This window comes from Nocardia pseudovaccinii NBRC 100343, assembly GCF_001613225.1.
Lineage (GTDB): Bacteria > Actinomycetota > Actinomycetes > Mycobacteriales > Mycobacteriaceae > Nocardia > Nocardia pseudovaccinii.
Map to the genome: position 1 here is coordinate 20,442 of NZ_BDBY01000101.1, position 10,099 is coordinate 30,540.

Annotated in this window: 11 protein-coding genes; 5 read left to right on the forward strand and 6 right to left on the reverse strand. The window is 65.8% G+C overall.

Annotated features, from left to right (window positions below; translation table 11 throughout):
• The first annotated feature begins 20 nt into the window (after nucleotides 1-20).
• Together NP3_RS11545 and NP3_RS11550 are read left to right on the forward strand one after the other, a co-directional pair.
• On the forward strand, nucleotides 21-1,238 hold the full coding sequence (locus NP3_RS11545) for an acyl-CoA dehydrogenase family protein (RefSeq protein ID WP_063040511.1): 1,218 nt from the start codon (nucleotides 21-23) through the stop codon (nucleotides 1,236-1,238).
• A gap of 15 nt (nucleotides 1,239-1,253) precedes the next feature.
• Nucleotides 1,254-2,309 (forward strand): phosphotransferase family protein, encoded by a 1,056-nt coding sequence (locus NP3_RS11550; RefSeq protein ID WP_063040513.1) that lies wholly within the window; start codon nucleotides 1,254-1,256, stop codon nucleotides 2,307-2,309.
• Between the two features lie 66 nt (nucleotides 2,310-2,375).
• Here the strand turns inward: NP3_RS11550 and NP3_RS11555 are convergent, their stop codons facing one another.
• From NP3_RS11555 to NP3_RS11575, 5 genes are all read right to left on the reverse strand, one after another.
• A complete protein-coding gene (locus NP3_RS11555) occupies nucleotides 2,376-2,828 on the reverse strand; it encodes a MaoC family dehydratase (RefSeq protein ID WP_063040515.1) in 453 nt (150 codons plus the stop codon).
• A 10-nt stretch (nucleotides 2,829-2,838) separates the two neighbouring features.
• The gene (gene fabG, locus NP3_RS11560; protein WP_063040518.1) at nucleotides 2,839-3,600 is read right to left on the reverse strand and encodes a 3-oxoacyl-ACP reductase FabG; all 762 of its coding nucleotides are present in this window, start codon (nucleotides 3,598-3,600) and stop codon (nucleotides 2,839-2,841) included.
• A gap of 34 nt (nucleotides 3,601-3,634) precedes the next feature.
• Nucleotides 3,635-4,618 carry an NADPH:quinone oxidoreductase family protein gene (locus tag NP3_RS11565; RefSeq protein WP_063040520.1) on the reverse strand — a complete coding sequence of 328 codons (984 nt, stop codon included), beginning with the start codon at nucleotides 4,616-4,618 and terminating at the stop codon, nucleotides 3,635-3,637.
• Nucleotides 4,615-5,370, reverse strand: a complete 756-nt coding sequence (locus NP3_RS11570; protein ID WP_063040522.1) for an SDR family oxidoreductase — start codon at nucleotides 5,368-5,370, stop codon at nucleotides 4,615-4,617. Before NP3_RS11570 ends, NP3_RS11565 begins: the two co-directional genes overlap by 4 nt.
• A 149-nt stretch (nucleotides 5,371-5,519) precedes the next feature.
• Complete coding sequence (locus NP3_RS11575) at nucleotides 5,520-6,098, reverse strand: TetR/AcrR family transcriptional regulator (protein WP_063040524.1); 579 nt, start codon at nucleotides 6,096-6,098, stop codon at nucleotides 5,520-5,522.
• Nucleotides 6,099-6,361: 263 nt separating this feature from the next.
• Here NP3_RS11575 and NP3_RS11580 point away from each other — a divergent pair, with 263 nt between their 5' ends.
• From NP3_RS11580 to NP3_RS11590, 3 genes are read left to right on the forward strand one after another with little or no spacing between them, the layout of a single operon-like run.
• Nucleotides 6,362-7,903 carry a long-chain-fatty-acid--CoA ligase gene (locus NP3_RS11580; RefSeq protein ID WP_063040534.1) on the forward strand — a complete coding sequence of 514 codons (1,542 nt, stop codon included), beginning with the start codon at nucleotides 6,362-6,364 and terminating at the stop codon, nucleotides 7,901-7,903.
• Nucleotides 7,900-8,859 (forward strand): phosphotriesterase family protein, encoded by a 960-nt coding sequence (locus tag NP3_RS11585; RefSeq protein ID WP_063040526.1) that lies wholly within the window; start codon nucleotides 7,900-7,902, stop codon nucleotides 8,857-8,859. The genes NP3_RS11580 and NP3_RS11585 overlap by 4 nt, the downstream gene beginning before the upstream one ends.
• 26 nt (nucleotides 8,860-8,885) lie before the next feature.
• Nucleotides 8,886-9,770 carry an SCO6745 family protein gene (locus tag NP3_RS11590; RefSeq protein ID WP_063040528.1) on the forward strand — a complete coding sequence of 295 codons (885 nt, stop codon included), beginning with the start codon at nucleotides 8,886-8,888 and terminating at the stop codon, nucleotides 9,768-9,770.
• Nucleotides 9,771-9,774: 4 nt separating this feature from the next.
• Here NP3_RS11590 and NP3_RS49045 read toward each other — a convergent pair.
• Nucleotides 9,775-10,099: alpha/beta fold hydrolase (locus tag NP3_RS49045; RefSeq protein ID WP_169814483.1), on the reverse strand; the 325-nt coding region annotated here is incomplete at its 5' end.

Consider the following 10,099-nt stretch of genomic DNA (forward strand, 5'->3'; position numbering starts at 1 on the left):
CACCAACGATCGGAGCCTCGATGGACCTGTTCAGCACGTCCGAGCGCACCCAGCGGTATCAACGCGATCTGCGTGCCTTCATGGACGAATGCGTATACCCGGCCGAGTCGGAATACGAGAAGCAGATGGCGGCATCCGGCGATCCGCACCACCATCCGCAGATCGTCGAGGACCTCAAGACCGAGGCCCGCGCCCGCGGCCTGTGGAATCTGTTCCATCCGCATCCCGAATGGGGTCCGGGGCTGACCAATCTGGAATACGCTCCGCTGGCCGAGATCATGGGCCGCAGCCCGCATCTCGCGCCGGAGGCGTGCAACTGTTCGGCGCCCGACACCGGCAATATGGAGGTGTTCACCCTCTTCGGCACCCAGGAGCACAAGGAGCGCTGGCTGGAGCCGCTGCTGAACGGCACCATCCGCTCCGCCTTCGCCATGACCGAGCCCGCCGTCGCCAGTTCCGACGCCACCAATATCCAGCTGCGCATGACGCGCGACGGCGACCACTACGTGCTCAACGGCCGGAAGTGGTTCGCCTCCAACGCATTGCACAAGAACTGCAAGGTGCTCATCGTCATGGGCAAGACCGATCCGGATGCACCCAAGCACCGTCAGCAGTCGATGATGGTCGTGCCGATCGACGCACCCGGTGTCACGGTCATGCGCAATCTGCCGGTCTTCGGCTACGCCGACCGCGAGGGCCACGCCGAGATCGATTTCTCCGATGTGCGGGTCCCCGTCACGGATGTATTGAAGGGCGAGGGCGAGGGTTTCGCCATCAGCCAGGCTCGGCTCGGTCCGGGTCGCATCCACCACTGCATGCGCGCCATCGGCATGGCCGAACGCGCGCTGGAACTGATGTGCGCACGCGCCGAATCGCGAATCACATTCGGGCAGAAGCTGAGTGAGCGCGCCAATATCCAGGACTGGATCGCCGAGGCCCGCATCGATATCGAACAGGCCCGGCTGCTGACCCTCAAGGCCGCCTGGATGATGGACACCGTCGGCAATAAGGCGGCCCAGGTCGAGATCGCGGCGATCAAGATCGCCGCACCGGAGATGGCGCTGCGGATCGTGGACCGGGCGATCCAGGTGCACGGCGGGGCCGGTGTCACCGACGATTTCCCGCTCGCCAGCATGTACGCGCACCTGCGCACATTGCGTCTGGCCGATGGACCCGACGAAGTGCACAAACGCGCCATCGCGCGCGCCGAACTCGGTAAGTTCAGGACCGGGGCGTAGGACGGACAGGAACGAATGCAGACAAGTAACGGGCTCATTCAGCCCACCGCGGACGCGACCGGCTTCGATATCGATGCGGCCGCGTTCGCGGACTGGGTGTCCTCGCTCGGTTCGGCGTGTACCGCGCCGGTGCGGGCCGATCGGGTGGGGATCGGCCAGTCCAACCTGACGTTCCTGATCACCGATGCGAACGGGCGGCGTTGGGTGCTGCGGCGTCCGCCGCTCGGCCACCTGCTGGCGTCCGCGCACGACGTGGCGCGGGAGGCCCGCGTCATGTCGGCCCTGGCGCCCACCGATGTCCCGGTGCCGCGCGTGCACGATATCCGGCACGAGGGCGAGATCGCGCTCGTGCTCATGGAATTCGTCGACGGACTGGTCATCGACGGTGTCGAGACCGCCGAGCGAATCACCCCCGAGCTGCGCCGCGGCGCCGGGCTGTCACTGGTGCGAACGTTGGCCCGCATCCACGCCGTCGATCTGGAAGCCACCGCGCTGATCGACCTGGCCAGTCACAAACCGTATGCCGAGCGACAGCTCAAACGGTGGTCGGCACAGTGGGAGAAGTCGAAAACACGGGACCTGCCGCTGGTGGACCGTCTCACCGAACGGCTCCGGGCCGCCGTTCCCGAACAGCGCGAACTCGCGCTCGTGCACGGCGATTACAACCTCCGCAATGTGATCACCACACCGGAGACGGGTGCGGTCGCCGCCGTACTCGACTGGGAGCTGTGCACCCTCGGCGATCCACTGGCCGATGTCGGCAGTCTGCTGGCCTACTGGCCGATGCCGGGCGAAGCGTCCATTCCGGGTACGGAAATGGTCATGCTTCCGGGTTTTCCGTCGCGTGCCGAACTGGTCGAGGAGTATCTCGCGATCACCGGACGTGACCGGCGGGCACTCGGGTTCTGGCATGCGCTCGGGCTGTGGAAGCTCGCTGTCATTGCCGAGGGCGTGTACCGCCGCACCCTCGATGACCCCCGCAACCGGGCGGCCGCGGGCATTCCGACCACCGATCTGGTCGACGGACTCGCCGAAACCGCCGACCGGATCGCCACCGAAGCCGGTTTCTGAGCCGAAAACGGCCTGTCTTCCCGATATCACCAGGGAGACAGGCCGTTTCGCGTATTCACCCTTCTATCAGGGCACGAGTACCGACAGCGCTTCCGCGATACAGGCGGGCTTGTCGCCGCCCTCGCGCTCGATGGTCACCAGAGCCGTCACCTGGACCCCCGCTTTGGTCGGCTCGAGCTTCACCAGTTCCACGCCCGCCCGCACGCGACTGCCCGACGGCACCGGTGACGGGAAGCGAACCTTGTTGCTGCCGTAGTTGATTCCCATCTGCACCCCGTCGACGCGATACACCTGCCAGACCAGCTGCGGCAACAGCGAAAGGGTCAGGTAGCCGTGGGCGATAGTCGTGCCGAACGGCCCCTGCGCGGCCCGCTCCGGGTCGACGTGAATCCACTGACGGTCACCGGTCGCCTCGGCGAACAGATCGATCTGCTCCTGGGTGACGGTGTGCCATTCGCTGTAGCCGAGATGGGTGCCGACGGCCTGCTCGAGTTCGCCGATTCCATTGAATACCTTCATTATTCGCTCCTCAGACGGTCGGCGCACCGGCGACGTAGAGCACCTGGCCGGTGACATACGACGCACCCTCGCTGACGAAGAACGACACCGTGTGCGCGATATCCTCGGGCTTGCCGACGCGCCCCACCGGAATCCGCGCCACCAGAGTCTTGCTGAACTCCTCGAACGAAACACCCATGCGCTCGGCGGTGGCGGCGGTCATCTCGGTCTCGATGAAGCCCGGCGCGACGGAGTTCACGGTCACGCCGAATTTGCCGAGTTCGATCGCGAGTGTCTTGGTGAATCCCTGCAATCCGGCCTTGGCCGCGGCGTAGTTGGCCTGGCCGCGATTGCCGAGCGCCGAAGTGCTGGAGAGATTGACGATGCGGCCCCAGCCCGCGTCGGTCATGTACTTCTGCGTCGCGCGGCTCATCAGGAAGGATCCGCGCAGGTGCACGCCCATGACCGCGTCCCAGTCGTCGACGGTCATCTTGTACAGCATGTTGTCGCGGATGATGCCCGCGTTGTTCACCAAGACGGTCGGCGCGCCCAGTTCGGCGGCGACCCGCTCGAGCGCCGCGGCGACGGCCTGTTCATCGGCGACGTTCGCGCCGACCGCGAGCGCCCGGCCGCCGGTCGATTCGATCTCGGCGACAACGGTTTTGCAAGACGCCTCGTCGAGATCCAGAACGGCGACCGCGAAGCCGTCCGCCGCCAGCCGCTTGGCGACAGCCGCGCCGATGCCACGTGCCGCACCGGTCACGATGGCGGTCCGGGTTGTCTCACTACTCATTACGGTTCTCCTTGTCGAATTCGGTTGGCACCGTTCATGGTTCGAAGACCACACGGCCGACGGTCTTGCCGTCGGCGAGACGCTGCAGTCCGGCAGCCACGTCATCCAGTGGCAGCCGCTCGCCGATCAAGGGTTTCACCACACCCCGCTCGGCCAGCCCGGTCAGTTCCAGATGGCAGTCGCGCACCGCTTGCGGATCCTTGTCGCGGTACAGGCCCCAGTGCAGGCCGAGGATCGAATAGTTCTTCACCAGTGCGTGATTCAGTGCGGTGGACTGGATCTGCCCGCCCGCGAAACCGACGACCAGGATGCGCCCCTCGAAGGCGATGCACTTGGTGGACCGCTGATACACCTCACCGCCGACCGGGTCGTACACCACATCCGCACCGCGACCGTCGGTCGCTTCCCGCACGACCGAGACGAAATCCTGTGCGCTGCGATCCACCACGATGTCCGCGCCGAGCGCCCGCGCGACCTCGGCCTTGGCCGCGCTGCCGACCACCCCGATCACCGTGGCCCCGGCCGCCTTACCCAATTGCACGGCCGCACTGCCGACGCCACCGGCCGCCGCATGCACCAGCAGCGTCTCCCCTGCCCGCAGTCCGGCGCGCCGATGCAGTCCGAACCAGCCGGTCTGATAGCCGATGAAGAGGGCGGCGGCCTCGGCATCGTCGAGCGCCGCCGGTGCGGGAAAGACATCCGCGGCATGCATGACCGCCAATTCCGCGAACCCACCCCAGGGCAGCGCCGGACTGCCGAGCACTCGGTCGCCGATCGCGATGCCGTCGACGTCGGCACCGACCGCGACCACCTCACCGCACAGTTCCACCCCGGGGGTGAACGGGAGTTCGGGCTTGATCTGGTACTCGCCCCGGCACATCAGTACGTCCGGGAAGTTCGCGGCCGCGGCGCGGGTCCGCACCACCACCTGGCCTGGACCGGGCTCGGGCTCGGCTAGTTCGACCAGCCGCAGTACCTGCGCCGGTTCGCCCAATTCCGTTACCCGCCAAGCCTTCACGCCACGCCTCCGGTGAGGGTGACGCCGCCGTCGACGACGATCAGCTGGCCGGTCAACCAGGCCGCGTCATCGGAGAGCAGGAAGGCGGCGACACTGCCGATGTCCTCGGGTACGCCGAGGCGCTTGAGCGGATAGGCCGAGGCGACCTGCTCCTCGCGGCCGTCGTAGAGCGCGGTGGCGAATTGGGTCTTGACCACGGCGGGCGCGATCGCGTTCACCCGGATCGACGGGCCGAGTTCGACCGCCAACTCCTGGGTGATGTGCACCAGCATCGCCTTGGTTGCCCCATAGAACCCGATGCCGGGCGCAGGCTTGATCCCGGCCACCGACGCGACATTGACCACCGAGCCGCCGTGCTCGCCCAGCCATGCCTTATGCGCCTGCTGCACCCAGGAGATCGCCGCCAGGCAGTTCACCTCGAAGACTTTACGGGCCGCAGCCAGGTCGAGTTCGACCATCGGACCGTACACCGGGTTGATACCGGCATTGTTGACCAGGAAGTCGACCGAACCGAAGGTCTGCAGCGTGCGCTCGATGGCCTCGGTCTGATGTTCGACGTCGTCGGCTCGTCCCGCGACGGCGATGGCGTGCTCGGGTCCGCCGAGTTCGGCGATCACCGCGTCCAGCGCGTCCTTTTTGCGGGCGGTCACACAGACCCGCGCACCGTCGGCCACCAGCCGCTGCGCGATGGCCAGCCCGATACCGCGGCTGGCTCCGGTGACAATCGCCGTCTTTCCGTCGAAACGACCCATTACGTAAGCCTCTCCTGATGCTCGAACTGGCGTGACCCAGACTCACTGAACTTGATTCCGACGTCAAGTTCAAGTGAGGTCGCACGTCACGTGATACGGGTCACACGAATGATCGGTGCACACCTGCCGACCGCGTGGCCGACGCTCGGTCAGTCAGCTTCTTTCAGCTGAAGAGCGTTGAACCACAACTGATTCAGCGTTTTCACCAACTTCTCGAAGGACACCTTCCGCCCCTCCACGAATACGAAGTACGCCATGCGGCTCACCATGCTCGACAGCGCGAGCGAGGTGACCTCGGCATCCAACTCGGCGTCCACCAGGCCACGATCCTGCAGATTCCGGATCATCTCGGCATTGCGCTCGACGAAGGCCAGGGCGCGCTCGAAGCGCAGCACCCGGAACTTCTCATCGATCTTCGACACCTGCTCGAGCACGGCCATCAGCCGCGCATTACGCCGATACGACTGCAGATAGTCACGATTGGCGGCGGCGATCAACTCACGCGGGTCGTCGATGCCGACCCGCTCCCGGATGTGCGGGTGCAGCATTTCCTCGCGCACCTGCTCGACGACCGCGGCGAAGATCTCTTCCTTGCTGTCGAAGTAGGTGTAGAACGACCCGGAGGCGACCCCGGCGGCCTTGGAGATATCACTGATCCTGGCGTCGAGGAAACCGTCGCGTTCGAACACCTCGCGCGCCGCGGTCACCAGAGCGGACCTGGTGCGCATGCCACGCTTGCTCCGCGGGGGCACCCGACCGGGCTGGTCCTCGGTGGCTTCCTGAGCGTTCACTGCCTCACTCGCTGTCGTCCGGCTCGCTGACGTGGTGGATCGTAACAGCGCCCGCCGCTCCCGCGACCCCACGACGCCGCTGGGCAACTTGTATCGGCACAACATCTATTGAACATGACGCCAAATTCAAGTAGCGTCCGACCCACCGACGTGGCCTGGGTCACATCAGTTCTCGCCCACTCATGAAACTGGAGCAAGCCATGCCCGCGAATCCGGCTTCCCCGACCGCATCGGATCAGCCGACCAATGTCGCCGACCGGTGCTGGCAGCACGCCGCCGAACGCCCCGAAGCCATCGCGCTGCTCGCCGCGGACACACAGCTCACCTACGGCGAATTGGCCGGGCGCAGTGCGGCTTACGGCGGCCTGCTGCGCGAATCCGGTATCGCCACGGGCGACCGGGTGCTGCTGGTGGCGCCCACCGTCGCTGAATTCGTCGTCGCATATCTGGGCGCGCAGCTCATCGGCGCCATCGCCATCACCATGAACACCATGGCCACGGCGCCCGAAATCGGGTACGTGCTCGACGACTCCGGCGCGCGGATCGTCATCGCCTGGCACGGCGCGCAGGAGGCAGCACGGGAGGCGGCCACCGAACGAAATCTGCCATTGCTCGCGCTCACGCCGGGCGCACATGCCGAACCGGCAGAGCCCGTGGCCGCACCGGTGCGCCGACGCGCCGACGACACCGCGGTGCTGCTCTACACCTCCGGAACCACCGGCAAACCGAAGGGCGTCGAACTCACCGTCGCCAATCTGACCGAGACCGCTCGAATCTTCACCGATCAGCTGCAACTCGGCCCGGACGATCGGTTCGGCACCGGACTGCCGCTGTTCCATGTCTACGGGCAGGCGGTGTGCCTGCTCACCGCGCTGCACGCGGGCGCGTCCTTCGCCATGGTGACGCCCTTCGAACCGCGGGCCATGATCGCGATGATCCGCGATCGGCAGCTCACCCACGTGGCCGGTGTGCCGACCATGTGGAATGCCATGCTGCACGCGGCCGGTGACTACGGTGCGGCAGATTTCGCGAGCCTGCGGCTGGCGGCATCCGGCGGGGCGTCACTGCCCGGTGAGGTGATCCGCGCCTTCTCGGATCGCTTCGGCTGCACCATTCTCGAGGGTTACGGACTCACCGAATCCACCGGCGCGGCCACCTACAACCCGCTGAATCGCGAACAGCGGGTGGGCTCGGTCGGCGCTGCGCTGCCCGGGACGTCGATCGAGGTTCGCGATCCCGACGGCAAGATACTGCCCGCAGACACCGTCGGCGAGATCTTCCTGCGCGGCCCCAGCATCATGAAGGGGTACTGGAACCGGCCGGGGGCGACCGCCGCCGATTTGTCCGACGGCTGGTTGAAGAGCGGCGATCTGGGCCGCGTCGACGCCGACGGCTATGTCTATATCGTCGACCGCGCAAAGGATCTCATCATTCGCGGCGGATACAACGTCTATCCGCGCGAGGTCGAGGAAGTGCTGTACGAGCATCCCGACATCGTCGAAGTCGCGGTGATCGGCATTACGGACGACCACTACGGCGAGGAGGTCGGCGCGGTCGTCGCCGCCACACCCGGGGTCGAACTCGATCCGGCGGATCTGCGGTCCTGGGCCAAGGAGCGGCTGTCGGCGTACAAGGTGCCGCACCGCTTCGCGTTCACCGACCAGCTACCCAAGGGCGCCACCGGCAAGATCCTCAAACGCGCTCTCGACCCGAATCTCTTCACAGACAAGGCAGCCCGTTGACCGAAATTCCCACCGCCACCGGAACCGTCGATTCTGCCGAACTCGGGCGCGTCCTTGTGCACGAGCACGTCTTCGTACTCGGCGAGGAATTCCGGCAGAACTATGCCGACTGGGACGAGGACGCCCGCGTCGACGATGCCGTAAGGCAACTCGACGAGTTGAAAACCCTCGGCGTCGACACCATCCTCGATCCGACCGTGCTCGGGCTCGGCCGCTATCTGCCGCGCATCCAGAAGATCGCGGCCAGAACGGATTTGCGGATCATCGTCGCCACCGGCATCTACACCTACAACGATGTGCCCTTCCAATTCCATTACACCGGTCCGGGTTTGCTGTTCGACCGGCCGGAGCCGATGGTGGAAATGTTCGTCAAGGACCTCACCGAGGGCATCGCCGATACCGGTGTGCGCGCCGGATTCCTCAAGTGCGCCATCGAGGAACCCGGACTGACGCCCGGCGTCGAACGCGTCATGCGCGCGGTCGGGCAGGCATCGGCGCAAACGGGTGCGCCGATCACCGTACACACCAACCCGCACACCCGATCCGGACTGGTGGCGCAGCGGGTACTGGCCGAGGAAGGCGCGGATCTGAGCCGCGTGGTGATCGGGCACTCCGGAGATACCACCGATATCGATTACCTCACCGAACTCGCCGACGCGGGATCGCTGCTCGGCATGGATCGATTCGGTCTCGACGTCCTGCTGCCGTTCGAGGATCGGATCGACACCATCGTCGAACTGGTGCGACGTGGCTACCTGGACAAGGTCGTTATCGCGCATGACGCGGCGTGCCACATCGACTGGTTCGATCCGGAGGCCAAAGCGCAGGTGGCGCCGCGGTGGAACTACCGGCACATCAGTGAGGATGTGATTCCGGCGCTGACGGCGCGGGGACTCACCGACGACGATATCGACGCGATTCTGGTGCGCAATCCGCGCCGGTACTTCGAGAAGTGATCGAATAAATAACCGGAGCAACGCCATTGACTACCGTCTCCCCGCGTAGTGCCCATCTGACGTTCCGGGCGCTCGAGCCGATACACGGGGTGATCTACTTCACCCCGCACGGCCCGGATGCCTACCGCGAGTTGGGCATTACGGATCCGCGCATGATGTACTTCGCGTCCCGGTCCGCGGCATTCGGGCCGGTGCCTGCCGAAGTCACCATCGCTACGTTCTTCAATTTCAATCCGGACGCGGTGCGGGCCGTCATCCCTGCCGCATGGGAAATCGCCTCTCCCGCAGAAATTTTCCGAGCTCGTATGCGTGCCGTCGATCGGTCGCTTCGGCAGGCATGGGGCGATGACATCTATGGCCCCGAGGTGAGCGAAGCCGCCGCGCTCGCCCGGCAAGCCGCCGAACATGCCTGCGAACGCCCGCAGGGCCGTCCATTGTTCGCGGCGCATGCGGCGCTGCCGTGGCCCGATGAACCACATCTGGTGCTGTGGCATGCGCAGACACTGTTGCGGGAGTACCGCGGCGACGGACACGTCGCCCTGCTGCTGACAGAGGGGCTCGACGGTATCGAGGCATTGATCACCCACAGTGCGACCGGCGAGATATCGCCGGAAGTGTTGCGCGCCAGCCGATCCTGGAGCGAACTGGACTGGGCCGAGGGTGTGCGGCGGCTTCGTGAGCGGGGTTGGATGGCCGACGATTCTGTCGCGCTGAGCGAGCACGGCTCCGAGCGGCGTGGCGCGATCGAGAGCAGGACGGACGAACTCTCGGTCTTTCCGTACGAAGCGATCGGCGAAACCGGGTGTGTGCGTCTGCGTGCGCTCGCCGCGCCGTTGGCGATCCGGGTTATCGAAGGTGACCTCGGATTCCCGCAGATGCTGTCCGCACGCTATCGGCAGGTGGTCGGGTAGGTCTTCAGCCGACGCTGCGGGCGAAGTCGATGAGTGCGGCGCTGACTTCGTCCGCGCGTTCCTGCTGAATCCAGTGTCCTGCCCCGTCCAGGACAACGGTCGCCCGCAGGTCGGACAGTATGTGAGCCATCTTGGTGGTCGGGGTGAACCGGATGACGGCATCCTCCGATCCGGCGATGAACAGCGCGGGCTGGTGGATCTTCGCATCGGCCAAGTGCGCGCTGTGTTCCCAGTTGCGGTCGAGGTTGCGGTAGTAGTTCAGTCCACCGGTGAACCCGGTGGCCGTGAAAGTCTCTATGTAGTAGCCGAGTTCGTCCTCACTCAGCCAG

Excerpts from the sequence above, each read along its gene's own strand:
- NP3_RS11545 (WP_063040511.1), top strand. The coding sequence starts at position 21 with ATGGACCTGTTCAGCACGTCCGAGCGCACCCAGCGGTATCAACGCGAT.
- NP3_RS11550 (WP_063040513.1), top strand. The coding sequence starts at position 1,254 with ATGCAGACAAGTAACGGGCTCATTCAGCCCACCGCGGACGCGACCGGC.
- NP3_RS11555 (WP_063040515.1), bottom strand. The coding sequence starts at position 2,828 with ATGAAGGTATTCAATGGAATCGGCGAACTCGAGCAGGCCGTCGGCACC.
- fabG (WP_063040518.1), bottom strand. The coding sequence starts at position 3,600 with ATGAGTAGTGAGACAACCCGGACCGCCATCGTGACCGGTGCGGCACGT.
- NP3_RS11570 (WP_063040522.1), bottom strand. The coding sequence starts at position 5,370 with ATGGGTCGTTTCGACGGAAAGACGGCGATTGTCACCGGAGCCAGCCGC.
- NP3_RS11575 (WP_063040524.1), bottom strand. The coding sequence starts at position 6,098 with ATGCGCACCAGGTCCGCTCTGGTGACCGCGGCGCGCGAGGTGTTCGAA.
- NP3_RS11580 (WP_063040534.1), top strand. The coding sequence starts at position 6,362 with ATGCCCGCGAATCCGGCTTCCCCGACCGCATCGGATCAGCCGACCAAT.